The 16,961-nt window shown below is 69.1% G+C and carries 17 protein-coding genes; 9 read left to right on the forward strand and 8 right to left on the reverse strand.

The genetic code is table 11. From position 1 onward, the window contains the following. Window positions 1–5 precede the first annotated feature (5 nt). Window positions 6–1,001 (forward strand): phosphotransferase family protein, encoded by a 996-nt coding sequence (locus tag ACIA58_RS22520; protein WP_396405702.1) that lies wholly within the window; start codon window positions 6–8, stop codon window positions 999–1,001. Here ACIA58_RS22520 and ACIA58_RS22525 read toward each other — a convergent pair. After that, entirely contained in the window at window positions 998–1,150 is a 153-nt protein-coding gene (locus ACIA58_RS22525) for a hypothetical protein (RefSeq protein WP_396405703.1), read from the reverse strand. The two genes, ACIA58_RS22520 and ACIA58_RS22525, sit on opposite strands and share 4 nt — an antisense overlap. Before the next feature lie 97 nt (window positions 1,151–1,247). On the opposite strand from ACIA58_RS22525, the gene ACIA58_RS22530 reads away from it, so the two are divergent. Genes ACIA58_RS22530 through ACIA58_RS22545 form a run of 4 tightly spaced genes read left to right on the forward strand, consistent with a single transcriptional unit; the run spans window position 1,248 to window position 5,840 of the window. Further along, window positions 1,248–1,832, forward strand: coding sequence for a PadR family transcriptional regulator (locus ACIA58_RS22530; protein WP_396405704.1), 585 nt, complete (start codon window positions 1,248–1,250; stop codon window positions 1,830–1,832). Next, the gene (locus ACIA58_RS22535; protein ID WP_396405705.1) at window positions 1,829–2,554 is read left to right on the forward strand and encodes an ABC transporter ATP-binding protein; all 726 of its coding nucleotides are present in this window, start codon (window positions 1,829–1,831) and stop codon (window positions 2,552–2,554) included. Before ACIA58_RS22530 ends, ACIA58_RS22535 begins: the two co-directional genes overlap by 4 nt. Next, window positions 2,551–5,202, forward strand: coding sequence for an FtsX-like permease family protein (locus ACIA58_RS22540; protein ID WP_396405706.1), 2,652 nt, complete (start codon window positions 2,551–2,553; stop codon window positions 5,200–5,202). The genes ACIA58_RS22535 and ACIA58_RS22540 overlap by 4 nt, the downstream gene beginning before the upstream one ends. 38 nt (window positions 5,203–5,240) lie before the next feature. After that, window positions 5,241–5,840 carry an HD domain-containing protein gene (locus ACIA58_RS22545; RefSeq protein ID WP_396405707.1) on the forward strand — a complete coding sequence of 200 codons (600 nt, stop codon included), beginning with the start codon at window positions 5,241–5,243 and terminating at the stop codon, window positions 5,838–5,840. Window positions 5,841–5,880: 40 nt separating this feature from the next. Here the strand turns inward: ACIA58_RS22545 and ACIA58_RS22550 are convergent, their stop codons facing one another. Beyond that, complete coding sequence (locus ACIA58_RS22550; protein WP_396405708.1) at window positions 5,881–6,480, reverse strand: rhomboid family intramembrane serine protease; 600 nt, start codon at window positions 6,478–6,480, stop codon at window positions 5,881–5,883. Window positions 6,481–6,604: 124 nt separating this feature from the next. Between ACIA58_RS22550 and ACIA58_RS22555 the strand changes: the two genes are divergently transcribed. Both ACIA58_RS22555 and ACIA58_RS22560 read left to right on the forward strand, forming a co-directional pair. Then, on the forward strand, window positions 6,605–7,966 hold the full coding sequence (locus ACIA58_RS22555) for a protein kinase (RefSeq protein ID WP_396406501.1): 1,362 nt from the start codon (window positions 6,605–6,607) through the stop codon (window positions 7,964–7,966). A 65-nt stretch (window positions 7,967–8,031) separates the two neighbouring features. After that, on the forward strand, window positions 8,032–8,205 hold the full coding sequence (locus ACIA58_RS22560; protein WP_396405709.1) for a CsbD family protein: 174 nt from the start codon (window positions 8,032–8,034) through the stop codon (window positions 8,203–8,205). Window positions 8,206–8,301: 96 nt separating this feature from the next. On the opposite strand, the gene ACIA58_RS22565 is transcribed toward ACIA58_RS22560, so the two are convergent. Beyond that, window positions 8,302–8,451, reverse strand: a complete 150-nt coding sequence (locus ACIA58_RS22565) for a hypothetical protein (protein WP_396405710.1) — start codon at window positions 8,449–8,451, stop codon at window positions 8,302–8,304. 150 nt (window positions 8,452–8,601) lie between these two features. Between ACIA58_RS22565 and ACIA58_RS22570 the strand changes: the two genes are divergently transcribed. Beyond that, window positions 8,602–9,330: an endonuclease/exonuclease/phosphatase family protein gene (locus ACIA58_RS22570; RefSeq protein WP_396406502.1), complete on the forward strand. Its 729-nt coding sequence runs from the start codon at window positions 8,602–8,604 to the stop codon at window positions 9,328–9,330. A 7-nt stretch (window positions 9,331–9,337) separates the two neighbouring features. Here ACIA58_RS22570 and ACIA58_RS22575 read toward each other — a convergent pair whose 3' ends face one another. Beyond that, window positions 9,338–9,862, reverse strand: a complete 525-nt coding sequence (locus tag ACIA58_RS22575; protein WP_396405711.1) for a hypothetical protein — start codon at window positions 9,860–9,862, stop codon at window positions 9,338–9,340. A gap of 139 nt (window positions 9,863–10,001) precedes the next feature. Between ACIA58_RS22575 and ACIA58_RS22580 the strand changes: the two genes are divergently transcribed. Continuing rightward, window positions 10,002–11,108, forward strand: a complete 1,107-nt coding sequence (locus ACIA58_RS22580; RefSeq protein WP_396405712.1) for a lactonase family protein — start codon at window positions 10,002–10,004, stop codon at window positions 11,106–11,108. Window positions 11,109–11,113: 5 nt separating this feature from the next. On the opposite strand, the gene ACIA58_RS22585 is transcribed toward ACIA58_RS22580, so the two are convergent. The 4 genes from ACIA58_RS22585 to ACIA58_RS22600 form a co-directional block, all read right to left on the reverse strand. Then, window positions 11,114–11,512, reverse strand: a complete 399-nt coding sequence (locus ACIA58_RS22585) for a DUF302 domain-containing protein (protein WP_396405713.1) — start codon at window positions 11,510–11,512, stop codon at window positions 11,114–11,116. 5 nt (window positions 11,513–11,517) lie between these two features. Beyond that, entirely contained in the window at window positions 11,518–15,603 is a 4,086-nt protein-coding gene (locus ACIA58_RS22590) for a trypsin-like serine protease (protein ID WP_396405714.1), read from the reverse strand. Between the two features lie 5 nt (window positions 15,604–15,608). Then, window positions 15,609–16,022, reverse strand: coding sequence for a trypco2 family protein (locus tag ACIA58_RS22595; RefSeq protein ID WP_396405715.1), 414 nt, complete (start codon window positions 16,020–16,022; stop codon window positions 15,609–15,611). 131 nt (window positions 16,023–16,153) lie between these two features. Continuing rightward, on the reverse strand, window positions 16,154–16,918 hold the full coding sequence (locus ACIA58_RS22600; protein WP_396405716.1) for a GAF and ANTAR domain-containing protein: 765 nt from the start codon (window positions 16,916–16,918) through the stop codon (window positions 16,154–16,156). Between the last annotated feature and the right edge of the window lie 43 nt (window positions 16,919–16,961).

A 16,961-nucleotide genomic window follows, 5' to 3' on the forward strand; every position in this document is an offset into this window, starting at 1 on the left:
GGCGGGTGACCACCACGCCGTTCTCCCTCGATGTGATCAGTGCCGCGCTGGGTTCACCGTTGAGTGAGGTGACCGTGCTCGACAGGTTTGCCGCCTCGGCGGCTGAGGTTGCGCGGGTTCGCCTGGGTGCGACGGACGGGTCTGAAAGCACCGTGATCGCCAAGCATGCGACCGATGCCGGAGTCGCGGCGGCGCGTCGGGAGGTCCGGTTCTACGAGCGGCTCGCGTCGCGCTGGCAGCACCCGGCGCCGCGGTTGCTCGGGGCAACGGATGACGGGGAGACGGTCGTCCTGCTGACCGAAGACCTGGACGCTGCCGGCTACCACGTGGTCGGCGCCGGCGTGACTGGAGAGCAGTTGCTCGGCGCGATCGACGTACTGGCAGAGCTGCACCGCGAGTTCTGGGACGACGCCCAGGTTGTTGCCGAACTCGAGCCGTCGGTCACCAGTACGGCGCAAGCCTGGCCACCGGACATGATCACCCGGAACGCGGCGGCGGTCCGCGCCGAGGCCGCTCGGTTCTTCGCTGCGGATACGGAACTCAGGGACGCGGAACGCTCGATCCTCGGGGAGATCGTCGACCGCTGGGAGAGCCAGTTCCATCGCAGAGCCGGGACTGGCCGCGCACTCACGCTCATCCACGGTGACTTCCACTTCCTCGGCAACGTGTTCTTCACCGGATCCGATCCCCGGCCGAAGGTGATCGACTGGTCCGAGCTCAAGCCCGGCCTGGGCCCGCACGACCTGGCCTACAGCCTGGCCGCGGTCCCGGCGAACGATCGACCAGCCCGCGACCGTGTGCTGCTGCGGCGTTACTGGGAGGCGTTGGCGGTCGACGACTACAGCTGGGAGCTGTGCGCGTGGGACTTCCGCTTCTCGGTGCTCAGCAACCTGTTCCAGTCGGTCTTCCAGCACAGCGTGCGGTGGTACCGCGTCTCGCTCGCCGCCATCGAGGCGCTCGACGCCAGGTCCACCCTGACCGGTCGGCCGCCGATCGGCTAGAGCCGGTTCAGCAGGTCGTCGTCACGCTGTACTGCGTCCGGGCCACGCTCAGCGGGCCGGCGAACGAGCGCCAGCAACGCGCGCAGCCGCCGGACCAGATCCGCGTCGTACGGATCTGGGCCGGGCGGCCGGTACCTGCAGCGTCGCATCGCTGATCCCCTCTCGCTCCCCGTAAACACGTATCGGGACGGACGGACGCGCCGTTACAGTTGACCTGAGCATACTCGGTATGCATACTCAGTATCTATGTCGATCAAGCACGGATTGCTGGCGCTGCTTCAAGAGGGTCCGAAGTACGGGTACCAGCTGCGGGGAGAGTTCGAGGTGGCCACCGGCGCCACCTGGCCGCTGAACATCGGGCAGGTGTACACGACGCTCACGCGGCTGGAGCGCGACAACCTGGTCCGCGGCGATGCGGGCAGCGCCGACAAGGACGGCCGGTCGATGTACGAGATCACCGACGCCGGCCGGGCCGAGCTGGCGAAGTGGTTCGAGACGCCGGTGACCCGTGAGTCGCGGCCGCGCGACGAGCTCGCGATCAAGCTCGCCCTGGCGCTGACCGTGCCGGGAGTCGACGTCCGGGCCGTCGTCCAGCGGCAACGGATGGCGACCATGCAGTCCCTGCAGGAGCTGACCCGGCTGAAGCGGAGCAGCACCGACGGAGAGATCTCCTGGCAACTGGTGGTCGAGTCGATGATCTTCGCCGCCGAGGCCGAGATCCGCTGGCTCGACCACTGCGAGTCGATGCTGGTGCGCCACCGCGGCACACCGCGCCCCGCGGTCCCGCAGACGTACGAAGTCCCCGCGGGCGAGCAGGAGGCGCGATCGTGAGCGCGATCCTGGACATCCGTGCCTTGACCAGGACCCACGGTCAGGGCGAGCAGGCCGTGCACGCGCTGCGCGGTGTCGATCTGAGCGTCGAGGCGGGGGAGTTGGTGGCGGTGATGGGCCCGTCGGGTTCCGGCAAGTCCACGCTGCTGACCTGTGCCGGCGGTCTCGATCGGCCCACCAGCGGCGAAGTACTTGTCGATGGCAACGACCTGACCAAGCTCGACCGCAACGGGTTGGCCGCGCTGCGCCGTCGCCGCATCGGCTACGTGTTCCAGGACTTCAACCTGATCCCCGCGCTGACCGCGGCGGAGAACGTCGCGCTGCCGCTGGAGCTGGACGGCGCCCGGGCCAGGACTGCCCGCAGGCACGCTGTCACCGCCCTGCAGGAGGTCGGGATCGACGACCTCGCCGACCGGTTCCCGGACGACATGTCCGGTGGCCAACGGCAACGAGTGGCGATTGCGCGCGCGATCGTCGGCGAACGCCGGCTGCTGCTGGCCGACGAGCCGACCGGCGCGCTGGACTCCGAGACGGGTGAGGCCGTCCTGCAGTTGCTGCGCGACCGCTGTGACCACCATGGCATCGCCGGCGTCCTCGTCACTCACGACGCCCGGCACGCAGCGTGGGCCGACCGCGTCGTCTACCTGCGCGATGGTTGCCTGATCGGCCAGTCCGGTCCGCTGCCCGACGCCGATGCTCTGCTGCAGGAGGCTGGTCAGTGAGGCGCTGGAGTGTCGCTCTGCGGCTCGCCCGGCGGTCGGCTCGGCGTTCTCGTGGACGAACGCTGCTGATCGCCGCGCTGATCGGACTGCCGGTCTTGGTGGGCAGCTGGTTCGCAGTGGTCGACAAGGGGCTGAACCCGACCGGCGAGGCGTTTGCGAACGCAGAGCTCGGCTCAGCCGACGCCTTGGTGAGCGTCTCGAGCTACAGCAAGTTCCCGCCGATGACGGAGGAGCCCAGCTTGTCGATGGTCGGGCAGACAGTGCCTGATGGCCGAGGAGGTGCCGAGCGGTCGCCTTCGTCGGTCGATGTGCACTCGCTGTTCCCGGCCGGCACGCAGATCGCCCGGACCCTCGCGATCGCGGGCGGACTCGAGATCAAGGCCGAAGGTACGAACGCGAGCGTCACCCTGATGGTGGGCGACGGCGCGAGTCCGCTCACGCAGGGGACGTTCCGGCTCGACGCCGGCCGGATGCCGACCGCGGCGCAAGAGGTCGCGGTGTCGCCGGCGCTGGCCGAACACCTCGGAGTCAGCGACGGGCACAAGCTCACACCCGGCGCGAGGCTGACGACCGCGACCGGCACGACGTACTCGATCGTCGGGCTCGCCCGTACCTTGGACGCGCCGCAGTGGCGGACCGTCTTCGCGCCGCCGGCCTCGCCGCTCACGACTGCGGATCAGCCGGAGTCGATCGCGTACCTCGTCTCGCTGCCCGGCGGGGTCGACGCCAAGACCCTGGTGGATCCGCTGAATGCCCGGGGTATCACGCTGGTCCCGCGGGCGAACGTCGTCGACCCGCCGCCTTCGGTCAAGGGAGACAGTGCGCTGGCCGGCACCTCTGCGGCGACGGCCTTAGGCGCCGGGTTCGGTGTCCTGGAGATCGTGCTGCTGGCCGGTACGGCGTTCGCGGTCGGAGCGCGCCGGCAGACGCGGGACCTGGGCCTGCTCACCTCGATGGGTGCGACCGCGGCGGACATCCGTCGCGTCGTCCTGGCGCAGGGACTGTTCGCCGCAGCCGTTGGCGTTTTCGGGGGACTGGCGTTGGGTGTGGCAGTGGCGCTGGCCGGACGGTCCTGGTGGGAGTCGGCCGCGGCTCGGTTGATCAACCAGTGGCAGGTGCCGTGGCTGCCGTTGCTGGGCGTCGTACTGATCGGATTGCTCGCCGGTCTGGCCGCGGCGCTCGCGCCTGCTCTGAGCGCTGGTCGGCAGACACCCCTCGCCGCACTGGCCGGTCGGTTCGCGACCGTCGTCGGCACGGCCAGGTTGCGGAGGTCGGCGCTGGTTCTCGTCGCGGGCGGTGTGGTTGTCTCGGTGCTGGGCAATGTGCGGCTCGCGTCGGCGCTCGCGGCGGCTCGTTCGGCCAGGGATCAGGCGGATCCGCAGCAGCTGTCGAGGGTTGCGTCGGTGACTCCGTTCCTGCCGATCGCGCTGGTGTTCCTGGGCATCACCTTGGTGATCGCCGGCCTGATCTGGGCGCTACCGGCCCTGATCGGCAAGGCGGCGGCCCTTGCGTACCGACTGCCGTTGAGCTCGCGGATGGCGTTGCGGGACGCGGCTCGGCATCGGCACCGCACGGGTCCGGCGACGGCCGCGATCATGCTCGCCGTGGCCGGGACGGTGGCGCTGACGTTCGCGGTGGTCAACCAGTCGGCGGCAGCGGCCAAGAACTACGTGCCGGCCGGGCACGACGGGGATGCGGTGCTCCCGTTCGACACGGCGGATGTCGAGTACTCGCCGCAGTTGGTGAACAAGCTCGAGCACCTGCTGCCGGTGGAGCGGACCTTCGAGCTGCAGGGCGTCTCCGCCCGGAACGTGAAGACGGAGGACGGCAGCCCGGTGGGCCTCAGCGTCGTACCGCCGGCGGGTCCGTCCACCAGCGCGGGACTGGCGCTGCTCGCGGTCGATCCGGCGTACGTCGAGCGGTTCGGTGCCTACGGCAACCGTGCGGCCGCGGCGCTGCGAGCCGGGAAGGTGGTCGTGCCGCAGGCCGACCTGAGCAAGGACGGTCGGGTCAGGATCGGTCGGGACGACGACTACGACTACCGGAAGACGTTCTTCCGGCCGGCGGCGGTGGTCATGTCTCCGCCCAATGTCGGCAGGCTCGCGCGGGCCACGCTCGTCAGCACGGAAACCGCCGCATCGATCGGTGCGCTCGAGGTCGACGAGGTCCACTTCCAGTTGCGGCGAGAGCCGACCGCCGCGGAGCTCGGCGCGGTCGCGAAGTTGCTCGGTCATGAGGACACGTTGACGGTCGAGCACGGCTACCAAAGCCCGGTACGGAAGGCATCAGCCGGTCTGCTGGTGCTGGGTACCGTGGCGGCCCTGCTCGGGGTGTCCATCTCCGTGTCGCTCTCGCTGGCCGAGGGGCGTGCCGATCTCGCCACGCTCGCCGCGGTGGGTGCCTCACCGCGGAGCCGGAAGCGGCTCGCGGGGTCACAGGCGTGGGTGCTCGGACAGGTCGGCTGTGTGCTCGGCCTCGGAGCCGGCGCGTTGTACGGGTACACGGCGCACGCGGCGTTCGGATCGCCGAAGCTCGTCGTGCCGTGGTCGGTGCTGGCCGGAATCGGCCTGGTCGTACCGCTGTTCGCGAGCGCGATCGCCTGGGCGCTGACGCGCTCGCGGATGCCGATGGTCCGACGGGCCGAGTGAACTCAAGGAGACGGCCTTTCGCGTCGTACCGTCGAGACATGATCAGTACGAAGGACCTCGCGACTCCGGACACGGCTGCCTCGTCGGCGGCGTTGGAGGTGGCCTCCGGGTACCTGTCGAGCGCGCTGCTGAGCCACTCGCGACGGGTCTACCTGTGGGCAGCCGGCTACGGCGAGCTACACGGCATCCAGTACGACGCCGAGCTGCTGTTCGCCGCTGCGATGTTCCACGACATCGCGCTGGCGCCGGAGTTCGACAGCCACACCGTTTCGTTCGAGGAGGCGGGCGGCCATGTCGCCCAGGTCTTCGCTGCCGGCGCCGGCTGGCCGAGCGCGCGCCGCGAACGCCTCGCCGAGGTCATCGTCAGGCACATGTGGCCCGACGTGGACGTGGCCGCCGACCCCGAAGGGCACCTGTTGTCACGGGCTGCCGCGCTGGACATCGTGGGCAAGGACGTCGACGACTTCAGCCCCGCCTTCCGCGCCGAGGTGCTGCGGGACTACCCCAGGCTCGGGCTCACCGCCGAGTTCCTCGCCTGCTTCCAGGCCCAGGCCGACCGGAAGACCGACAGCTCGGCCGCCCGCGCGATCCAGTCCGGGCTGGCCGACCGAATCGCCGCCAACCCCCTCGACGGCTGAGAGGTCCTCGGCGCGGCGAAGCACCTCGGTGCGCTGTGATCTAGGTGCGGTCGGTGTTCTTCGGTAGGAGGAAGTAGCCGAGGAGCATTCCGAGGAGGCAGGGGAGGCCGTGGTTGTCGTGTACGGCGGTGTCGAGGACGGCCAGGGCTGGGACGGCGAACGCTGCGACGCGAAGCTGCAGCGGTGGCGTGACGCCGTAGCGGCGTGGGGCCATCAGGATCAGGATGGCGAGGCCGCCGATCAGCCCGGCTACGCACATCGAGTTGCCGGCGCCGACCGGGTTGAGCCAGAGGTAGCTCATCAGCTGCCCGAACCATCCGCAGACGAAGTACAGGACCAGCCAGCGCGGGCGGCCGAAGACGCGCTCCGCGATGGTGCCGAAGATCGCCAGCAGGATCAGGTTCGAGACCAGTCCGGACGCCCAGCCGTCCTGGAAGAACATGCCCGTGACCAGGCGGTACCACTGGCCGTTGTCGATGTGGGCGGCGTCGCGTACGACGGCGTCGTACAGCGGTCGGTGAACCAGTTGCGCGATCCCGCAGGCCAGCGTCACCAGGAGCACACCCGCTGTCAGCAGCGGCCGACGTGGACCGAAGGCGAGCGCTTCGAGCGGGTTACGAGTGGTGGTGTCAGTGGTCACGAATCGAACCTAGCGGTTCGCTGAGCGCGATTCTGCGCCGTTTGTCATGATGAACTCTGTCATTTGTCACGACGAGGCGTCGGCGCACAGGTTGCTGTGTGTGGACGTGGGTACGGGTGTGAGGGTGTTTGTAGCGGAGCGGTACAGATTGGGTTCCTCTCTCGGCCGGGGCGGCATGGGGGAGGTTTTTCGCGGTACTGACGAACAGCTGGGGCGCGAGGTCGCGGTGAAGTTGCTGCTGCGGTCCGATCGTGATCCGCGGGCTGCCGAGCGGTTCCAGCGCGAGGCGCGGGCCGCCGCGCGGCTCAACGACGCCCACGTCGTGGCCGTGTACGACTTCGGTCAGCACGACGACGGGTTCTTCCTGGTGATGGAGCTGGTCGAGGGCGGTTCGGTCGCCGACGAGCTCGCCCAGCACGGTCCGCTGCCGAAGGACCGGGCGATCGAGATCATCGAACAGAGCGCCGCCGGGCTGGCCGCGGCGCATCGCGAAGACGTCGTCCATCGAGATGTGAAGCCGAGCAACTTGCTCATCTCGACCGACGGGACGGTCAAGGTCGCCGACTTCGGCATCGCCCACCTTCCGGGTGAGGGCGCGAGCACGCTGACGGCGACCGGGCAGATCATCGGGAGTGCGCAGTACCTGGCGCCCGAGCGAGCGCGAGGCGGACAGGCCGGCAAGGAGGCCGATGTCTACGCGCTCGGTTGTGTGCTCTACCAGCTGGTCACGGGCCGGCCGCCGTTCACCGGGGAACACCCGACAGCGATCCTCTACCAGCACGTAGACACCGCTCCGGCGCCGCCGAGTCTCGAACGGCCCGAGCTCGGTGGGCCGTTCGAGCAGGTCCTGCTGCGGATGCTTGCCAAGGACCCGGCGGAACGCCCGACGGCGGCCGAGATCGAGGCCGGCGCCCTGAGCGCCACCGAGCTGACCGCCACGGTACCTGTGGCTGCCCCTGTGGTTGTTCCTGTGGTCGAGCCAGTGCTCGGGCCTGTGGACAGTAAGCCCGCCGGCCCGACGCAGGCACAGCGGGATCGACGGATGACGCTGCTGGCCGGCGCGATCGCCCTGCTCGCCACGGCCGGGGCCGTGCTGGCCGTGGTGCTGCTCAATGACAACGGGACCGACAAACCCCCGACAACCGATGTCGGCCCGCAACCAGGCGTGACCAGCAGTACGGCGACGACCAAGCCGACCACGCCGGCGTCCACGACCGGATCTACTCAGTCGGCGTCGACCCAGCCGACCCGGTCCACGGCGACTCAAAGCGCGTCCCCGTCCCCAACACCGACACCCAGCGCGACTCCCTCGACGAGCCCGACGCCGTCCGCGACCCCGACCAAGAGCAGCCCGACACCGAGCGTTTCCACCCGGAGTACGCCGTCGACCTCTCCGTCGCCGACGCCGACCTCTTCGTCCCCGTCGCCGACAGACTCTCCTTCACCGGGCGGCCAGAGCAGCGATACCCCATCCGCGCCGAATTAGCCGCATGGACGGGTGGATCGTGGGCACCCGGAGGGCGATGTGACCGCGCTGGAGAGGAGAGTTCGATGAGTGCTGGTGACAAGATGAAGAACGCCGCCGAGGCCGCGAAGGGCAAGGTCAAGGAGAAGACCGGCGACGCGACCGACAACCGCGACCTGCAGGCGGAGGGCCAGGCGGAGAAGACGAAGGCCGACCTGAAGCAGGCCGGCGAGAAGGCCAAGGACGCCTTCAAGGACTGACGACTCCGCGTCCACCGATTCCCACCCGATCCGGGTGGGAATCGCACGCCGTTCGCCGGCGACTGGGGCACGACTACGACCACAACCCGAGCTGGATCAGCTGTCCCGGGGGAGTTGTTCGTCCGGGTCCTCGTCCGGGTCCGGTTCAGGGTCGGGGTACGGCGTGGTCTCCGGGTCGTTCTCAGGCCGGTCCGGATCGGTCGGGTCGGGCAGCGGCGGGACAGGTGGTACCGGAGTCGTACTCATGACTGCCTCCTCAATGGATGTACACCGTAGGTGTCCGTCGGCGGCCGGAATCAAACAGACACAGGGATTGCTGGCGGTTCGAGGCGTGTGGCCGGGGTGGGGCGGGTACCGGAGCGGCGACTTGAGGAAGGTGGAGTTGTCGTGAGGTTCATGACGTGGAACGTCTGGGGACGCTTCGGCGATCGCTGGTTGCAACGGCAGCGGGCGATCATCGATACGGTGCGTGGGCAACGACCGGATTTCGTTGCCCTGCAGGAGACCTGGCGCAGCGACGGCCAGGCGCAGACCGGTCTGCTCGGGTTCGAGCTCGGCATGGCGTCGGCGTTCGCGCCGTCGCGGATGCCGCAGGACCCGGATCCCGACGTACATCTCGGTCTGGGCATTCTCAGCCGTTTTCCGTTGCGGAAGGTCGAGCAGCACACGTTGTCCACCGGCACCGTCGCGCTCCGCGCGGAGATCCGGCTGGGCACGGACAGTCTGCACTTCATCACCAGTTGCCTGGACTGGGAGGAGGACCACCAGCAGGAGCGCTTGGCTCAAGCCAGTTCGCTGGCTGCGCTGGTGTCCGACCTCAGAGCCGGCGGTGACGACGTGATCGTTGCCGGTGACCTCAACGCACCGCCCGGCGGGCCGGAACTCGAGCCGTTGCTCGCCGTACTGGAGGACTGCTGGCAGCCGCAGATGCACGACGGTGTCACCTACAGCTCACGCAACCCGTATCTGGGCAAGGGCGAATGGCTGGAGGATCACCGGATCGACTACATCCTGGCCGACGGTGACCTTGCCCCGATCGGCTCCCGTCTGGCCGGCTTCGACGAGGACCACGGCCGGCCGCCGTCGGACCACTACGCGGTCGTCACCGACGTACCCGTCGCCTGAGGCTTGATCACGCTGTAGGGCCGTCCTGGTGTTGTTCGAGCAGGTGCAGGACGGGTACGCCGAGATGCCGGCGCGCTTGCGCTGACCAGTCGACGTGGAGCAACTCGGCGATGACATGCGGCCGGGTCAGTACGACGACTTCCTGCCCGTGCACGCGCTGGATGTAGTCGACGAGTTCGTCGACCGGCGGCCGCCGCGTGATGATGCCCTCGGCCTCCCGGTCGAGGGACCGGAGCCGCGCGACACTGCGCTCGAGCGCGGCGGTGGCGGCGGCGTCGACGGCCTTCTGTGCCTCATCCGCGGCTTGGTGGATCTCGTCGTTCGCCCGGGGCACGTACCGCGGGCCGGCCGCGCCGAACAGTTCGGTGCCGGCCATCCCGGCCAGGGACGCCTCGACCTGTGCCTGCGCGTCCTCGCACGGGACCACCACATGGAAGCGGACCGGCTCCGGCTTGCCGCCGTACAACTGAACCAGTTGCTCGGCGTCGGGGCCGCTGAGTTCTTCTTCGACCAGAATGACCACGTCGTACATGAGGCTCCTCGAGCTTATGTTTCGCGAACGAAATGGGCGATAACGGCATCCTTACCGTGCTGGGGAATCCCGCTCCAGGATCGCAGAACGTCCTACTGTCAAAGGCGTTCCAGTGATTTCCTGCGTGAGAGGAATTTCCATGCCCATTCATTCTGCCCGACTGCTGGCGCCTGCGTTCGCCGTGGTCGCGGTGGCGTCGCTCCTGGCGACCGCTCCCGCCGACGCCGCGGTGGACGGACGGTCCGGCGCAGTCGTCGGTCACGTCTACGAGACCACCAACTCGGCTGCCGGCAACGCCGTCCAGGTCTTCGATCGCCTGCGGGACGGCCGGTTGCGGGCCGGTGCCACGGTCGCGACCGGCGGCCACGGACTGGGAGCGTCCCTTGCTTCGCAGTTCGGCCTGGTACGCGACGGCAATCTGCTGTTCGCCGTGAACGCCGGTGACGACACGGTCTCGACGCTGGCCATCACCGACCGAGGTCTCGTACGACGTGACGTCGCGCCGACCGGCGGCGACCGGCCGGTCAGCGTCACGGTCCGCCACGGAATCGTGTACGTCCTCAACCAGGACAGCGAAACCATCAGCGGCCTACGCGTCAGCCACGACGGTCACCTGCAGCCGTTGCCGCACTCAACGAAGTCGCTCAGCAAGTCCGGCGCGACCCCGACGGCCGCGGCGCAGGTCTCGTTCACCCCCGACGGCCGGAGCTTGGTCGTCACCCACAAGGGCGACCAGACGATCGACACGTTCGCAGTCCGCCACGGCTACGCCGGTACGGCGACGCCGCATCACTCGTCCGGCGTCACGCCGTACGGATTCGACTTCGACCGGCGCGGTGACGCGATCGTCTCCGAGGCCGGCCCGTCAGCGGTCTCGTCGTACTCCGTGCACGGCGATCGCGTGCGGACGATCAGCCCTTCCGTGGTCGACCAGGGCTCCGCGGCTTGCTGGCTCGTCGTCACGCCTGACGGTCGGTATGCCTTCACGGTCAACGCGGCCAGCTCGTCGATCTCGTCGTACCGCATCTCGTCCGACGGGCGGCTGACGCTGCAGGCATCGGTTGCCGCGCCGACCAGCGCCGGCGGATCGGATGCCGCGCTGAGTCCGGACGGCAAGTCGTTGTACGTGCGCCTGTCCAACGGCGCCGTCGCGTCGTACGTCGTGCACCACGACGGCTCGCTCACCCCGCAGCAGGACACGGCCGGCGCAACCACTGCCGGTACGTCGGGGCTCGCCACCAGCTGACCGGATCAGGCCTTCGTCAGGGCGTCCGTGAGAGCGTTGATCGCGGACAGCCCGGTTGTGACGGCCGGGTCGAGGTGGTGACGGTCGGTGATGGACTCGGGGGAGTAGTAGCTGACGCGGGTCACCCCGGCGTCGTCCCAGATCAGGGCCTTCAGCGGGAGGTCGAGCGCCGATAGGGGAGCGGCCGCCATCACCGGAGTGCCGGCGGCAGGATTGCCGAACAGGATGAGCACGGTGTCGCGGAGCGTCAGACCGGCTGTCCGGGCTGCTGCCGCCTGGTCGACCTCCGCGAACACCGTGACTCCCTTGGCATCGAGGAGCTCACGGAACCGCGCTGCCACCTCGGCCACGGAACCGGCGGCTGTCTTGGTCACCACACCGTACGGCGACGTCTCGGTAGTCATGATCCTTACTGTTCCACAGGCCCCGCGAAGGTAGCGGTCCGGAGCAGGGCTTCGAGGAGTTCGGTGGGGAGGTCGGTGACTTGGTCGATGAAGCCGTCTTCGATGGTGAGGCGGCGCAGCGCTTCGTCCCGCACGGTCGGCTCGTTGCTCTTCAGCAGCCCACCGAGGATCGCGGCCCGATCGGTCCACAGCACGTCCGTCCGGGTTGCCTGCTGGAGCAAGGCCTGGGCAACACGCTGCGCCAGCTGAGCATGCTTGCCCTCGAGCAGGCTGGTCAGGATCTCGAGCGCGGTCATGTGCCACGGCGACGCCACCACGCTGGGCGACGGGATCCGGTCGGTGATGAGGTCGGCCGCCACCTCGGCCAGTTGCCTAGGGCCACCGACACTTCCTTTGGCGAAAGCCACGGCCACGTCCCGGCGCAGGTAGTAGTCGTCGAGCTGATCCGGTGCAGCCAGCGCCAGCAGCGGAACGATGGTGACATCGGTCAGCGCCCCGGCGGCGTGCAGCGCCGCGACGGTGTCGGCGATCGCGGACGAGTCGGCGAACTCCATGGCGGTGAGTGGTTCGATCATCGCCTCGGCTTGGCGGCGTCCGGCGTCAACGTTGCCTAAGGCAACGTGAGCCTCGATCAGCCGACGCTGGGCACGGAACCAGCGGTAGCCGTAGATCTTCAGGCACTCGTCCACAAGCCGCTGTACTCGCGGCACCAACTGCCGAGCGTCGGCCGGCTCGGCCAAGGCGTGATCGGGGAGCGCGCCGGCAAGGTTTTCCACCAGGTCCGATCGATAGTCGCCATCGGACCGCGACGAGAGTTCGTGGAGTCTCTCCAGGTAGAGGTCGATCCGTTCCTGGGTCGGAGCCGGTGGTTCGCCCGGCTGCTCTGCGCTGTCCCGGAGGTGCTCCTCGATCCGCCGGCGGGCTTGGAGCAGCCGGACGGTCCGCTCGCCGGCCACCATCCGGCCGAACTCCGCCTCCACCGCGGCTCGGGCGTGCTCGCGGTACTCCTTCCACCGACTCGTGCCGAACGCCGCGAGGGCCACGGCCGCGATGATCTCCGTCCGCGACGTGCCGTAGCCGGTATGCGCCAGCCGCGCGCTGTGGTCGAGGGCCATCTCCTCGGCGCCCTTCGCGGCAAGGTGCCGGACCAGTTGCGCCCGGACTGACTCCCGGACGGCCCGCCAGCCATCGCCCATGGACGAGTTCTGGAGCGCTGCGATCACCGGAGCGTCGAGACCGGCCGCCAACAGCACGGCGACCAACTCGAACGGTGTCGACCCCGTGGCCTCGGCCCGTTCGTCGTGCGTTTCCGCGTCCTCGACGGAGGCCTCCACAGCTCGGTCCGCCAGATCTCCCGCCGCCGCGGGACCACGGACGAGCGTGATCGCCGCGGCGATGTTCGCCATGTTCCAGATCTGACGATCGAGCAATGCGAACGCAGGCAACTCGAGCCAGTTGCGCACCGTGGGATCGCTGGTCAGTTCTCCCCGCGGGTCATCGCTGGTCACGGCCGCGATGGTTGCCATGGACCTCCAACCCGCGGTCTTCACCGTCTGCCGCGCCCACTCGAGGTACTTGCTTTCGTGTGCATGCCTCGTCGAGGTGGTGAGGTCGTTCGCCTGCGTGAAACAACTCGCCGAGCGAGCCCTGTCGCCCAGTACCGCGAAGGCTTCCGCCAGTACGCCCATCGCTCGGTGCCCCTCGGCGCCAGGCCGGACAGCCAACTCGGCCACCTGCGTGGCCAGCGCTTCCGCGATGACCGTCTGACCCGCTCGGGCGGCAAGAAGCGCCACATCGGCCACACACTTGACCGACGTCTCGAGGTCGGCGATCCGCAAGGCGACCCGCTCGGCCTCGCCGAACTCGCCGGCCCTCGCGAGGCGCAGCGCGAGGTGAACCTGCAGGTTCTGCCGGTACGGACCTGCGTGCGGCTCGGCGGTCTGGACTTCGTCCAGCGCGAGACGCATCAGTTGGACGTCGCCGATTGCTGATGCGGCTGTCGCGATCGCGCCGAGCGCGTACGTTCGTCCGTCCGGCTCCAGGATCGACCCGGCGAGACGCATCGCCTTGGGCCCGTCGCCGAGCAGGATCCAGACCACAGCAACACCTGCGGCCGGATACGTCAGCGAGTCGCGCACGGGTCCGCGGGCCAGGCCGAGGGTCGCGAGCCTGAACTCCAGCTGCCGCTGGACGATCAGACCCTTCTCGTACGCCGCGACGAGTGCGTGCTGGGTCCGGACGATCTCGTCATCCGGCAGCACCGGGCTGCCATCGGCGAGGAACAACGCCATCCAGCGCCCCGGAGACGACACCACGTCGTACAGACGATCCAGAGTCTCGAGCGAAGCCGTGCCGGAGCTGAGGGAGGAACTCAGCATCGGCGTGTACGAACGCAGCAGGTAGGCCGGCGTATCAGGCGGCCAGCCCTTCCCGGCGTACTCGCCGGCCCAGTCCTGCAGCCGACCGCGGTAGTCCGGGAGCCGGCCGGCGAACCGTTCGCGCGCGTTCGCCCGCAGCTGATCGTGAGCGAAGCCGTACTCGTCCTTCGTTCCCGGAACGAGGGTGATGGTGCGATCCAGATGGCGTGTCCAGGTCGCCGCGATCTGGTCCGGGTAGACATCGGACTGCGGGTGCTGCGCGCGGATCAGGGCAGCCAGGTCCGCATGGGTCAACGGTCCCTCGGCGGCGGCGTGGAACGCGAGGACCTGGTGGATCAGACCGTTCGAGTCGGTCAAGGCCGCGCGCTCGATCTCCTCACCGGCGAGTTCGAAGATCCGCGCGGCGGTGTCCGACGGAGTGAGCTGGTGGACGTGATCGCGAAGCGGATGGCCAGGCGGGATACCGCTGGGCGCGCCGGCGCGGCTCGTCACCAGCAGCGCCGCCCCGGCCGGAAGTGTCATTGCGTTCGGCAACCATTCGTCGACCGGGAGCTGTCCCAGCGTCTGGTACTCGTCCAGGCCGTCGATGACCACGACGAGCCGGCGCCCTTCGGCGACGCACCGGGCGGCAGCCCTGGCGAGCAACTGCGTGAGCATCCGGAGGGCGGCATCGATGGGTAGCAGATCGAGCCTCAAGGCCTCGTCGTCCGACCACCCGGCGATGGCGCCCAGCTGCAGAGCAAGCGAGCGCACCGCGTGGTCTGCCGTGTTGAGATTGGTGGCGCGGCGCAGGAAGTGGGCGACCACCGCTGTCTTCGCCGGTTGGCGATTGTTGGAGGCCCACCAGGCCGTGAGCGCGCTCTTGCCCGCGAACGCATCCGCGGAGTACCACCACCAGCGGTCGCTTCCCGCCGCGAACTCGTCCAAACGGTCGAGCTCCTCCGCGCGGCCGGTCAGCAGCGCGGGCGCGAGTCCGGCCGCCACCCGCGAGTACATGTCGGGAATGAGTTCACTCAACGATTCAGGAGTCACGTCTACCGCAGTGCCGAAGTTCGGTACGTCGCTCAGCCACGAGCCGTCCGTGCCAAGAGGCGACACCGTCAGCGCGCCCGCACCCTCATGGACGTGGTGCTTGGCCGCAACCCCGATCAGATGACCCGCAGACCACACCGCCGATCCGGACATCCCGGCCCACACCGACTCCGAGTCGTCGTGAGTGGCGGCATCAGGCGCACCGGTGATCGACAGGGCAAACGTCTCGAGCTTGTCGTCGGCCGCGGGAATGATCGTGCCGCCGACGGCTGCGAGCTCACGGATCAGCCCGGTCGCTTCCGCACCGGCCTCCCGGAGCTTGTACCAAGGCAGCCCCAGCGCGGTCGCCGGGACCGCGTTCGTGGCTTGCCGATCGAGTGTGCCGCGAACAGCGGGAAGACAACCGGCCGGCAGCGCATGGCCAGGGCCGGAGATCGGTATCAGGGCCGCATCGACAGCTCCGTCCGCACAACGAATCTTGCCGGCGTCAACAATCGCCTCGGCCTCGAGGGTCAGGCTCGCGCCAGGATTGATCCACACCCGGACCGAGGTGGCACCTTCCACGACGTGCGCTGCGGTCAGCACCCAGCCGTCCGCGACCAGGTACCCCGAGCCCACCCGGGATTGCCCGTCGGGCCACGTGGTCCGGATCTCGGCGACGCACAGCGGGTTCGGATGCACGATCGCTATCGCGTAGGCCGGGCGGCCGGCGGGTTGTGATCCTTTGCGCCGACCGGCGCGTCGACATCGACGCGGCTCTCCGTCACGCCCTGGTTGTCGGGCCCGACCGTCTCGACCCGGGGCTTGAGAGTGAGCGTCAGCGTCTGCGTACCGGTGCGGCCGCGTTGCACGCCCGCGCTCGCGCCGGCCTCGGCCGAGCCGAACACCCAGAACCTGCCGGTGACCTTGCCGCTCATCTCACCGGTCAACGTGCGCTCATGCGCCACCTCGAGCGTCACCGTGATCTCGTCGACGCCCAGCCGCAGCGCGTTCGGCGTACCCGGAGGGCTCGTCGCGAGCGCTCGATCCTGAGCCTCCTGCAACTCGGCCCGAAGATCCCCCAGAAATTCCACCAGCCCGAGCCCCTGCTCTTCGGGCACCCCTGACGTATCCGCCACCCCGCCCCCTCCGAATCCCCTTCCACCGAGAGTGCCCCACCTCCCCACCCCAACGCCAGACCCAGCGCCGCATCTCGTCAACGGCGACACAAGACCGTTGTCGGCGCGGGTTGTCAGTCGGAGCGTAGGCCGTGCTTGGCGAGGGTTTCCCGCAGAGTGCCTCGGCTCTGGGCGTCGACGAGCTCCTGTGCGATGGCGCGCAGCTTCACGTTGCCGTCCTGCGAGCAGCGTTTCAGGACGTCGAAGGCGACGGTCGGGGCGAGATCGTACCGGTGCATCAGGATGCCTTGCGCCTGGCCGATCACCGTCCTCGTGCCGAGCGCGGTCTGCAGGTGGGAGAGCAGCCGGATGCTGTCGTGGTAGAGCTTCACGTTGTCGAACGCGACCCCGGCGTGCAGCGCGAACAGCAGCACGACGTCGTACGACGTCCCGCCGAATGCGTGCGGGGTGCAGGAGAAGAGGCTGAATGCCACCTCGTCGTCGCCGGCCGCCCGAAGCGGCAGGAACAGACAACTGCGGTAGCCGGCATTGATCCCCGACGCAGCGAACTCCGGCCAGCGGCCGTCCACCGCCAGATCGGCGATCCGGCGCGGCTCGCCGTAGACCAGCGCGTCGTACATCGGACCGCTCTTGGTAGTCAGCTCGACGTCGAGCGCTGCCCGCGACGGTTCCAGGAGCGGGTCCGCGAGCGCATGGTGCCTGGCGGCGATCTCGGGCACGCCATCCGTGAGGACGACGATCGCCGCCTCGTCACAGTCGGGCACCGTCCGTACGACGCGAGTGACGAACCGGCTCAACGTCGTACTGACATCGTCGTCCTCGACCAGGCGACTGATCTCGGCCAACTCCTCGGCCAGCTCCAGAATCCCCTCAACCATGCCGCCATCTTCGCCGACCAGGACCCGCACGGCGAGGACCCGG

The sequence above is a fragment of the Kribbella sp. NPDC051586 genome (genome assembly GCF_044453965.1).
Lineage (GTDB): Bacteria > Actinomycetota > Actinomycetes > Propionibacteriales > Kribbellaceae > Kribbella.

Coding starts and splice junctions, on each gene's coding strand:
- ACIA58_RS22585 (WP_396405713.1), bottom strand. CDS start 11,512: ATGACTACCGAGACGTCGCCGTACGGTGTGGTGACCAAGACAGCCGCC.
- ACIA58_RS22530 (WP_396405704.1), top strand. CDS start 1,248: ATGTCGATCAAGCACGGATTGCTGGCGCTGCTTCAAGAGGGTCCGAAG.
- ACIA58_RS22565 (WP_396405710.1), bottom strand. CDS start 8,451: ATGAGTACGACTCCGGTACCACCTGTCCCGCCGCTGCCCGACCCGACC.
- ACIA58_RS22545 (WP_396405707.1), top strand. CDS start 5,241: ATGATCAGTACGAAGGACCTCGCGACTCCGGACACGGCTGCCTCGTCG.
- ACIA58_RS22580 (WP_396405712.1), top strand. CDS start 10,002: ATGCCCATTCATTCTGCCCGACTGCTGGCGCCTGCGTTCGCCGTGGTC.
- ACIA58_RS22570 (WP_396406502.1), top strand. CDS start 8,602: ATGACGTGGAACGTCTGGGGACGCTTCGGCGATCGCTGGTTGCAACGG.
- ACIA58_RS22560 (WP_396405709.1), top strand. CDS start 8,032: ATGAGTGCTGGTGACAAGATGAAGAACGCCGCCGAGGCCGCGAAGGGC.
- ACIA58_RS22600 (WP_396405716.1), bottom strand. CDS start 16,918: ATGGTTGAGGGGATTCTGGAGCTGGCCGAGGAGTTGGCCGAGATCAGT.
- ACIA58_RS22525 (WP_396405703.1), bottom strand. CDS start 1,150: ATGCGACGCTGCAGGTACCGGCCGCCCGGCCCAGATCCGTACGACGCG.
- ACIA58_RS22575 (WP_396405711.1), bottom strand. CDS start 9,862: ATGTACGACGTGGTCATTCTGGTCGAAGAAGAACTCAGCGGCCCCGAC.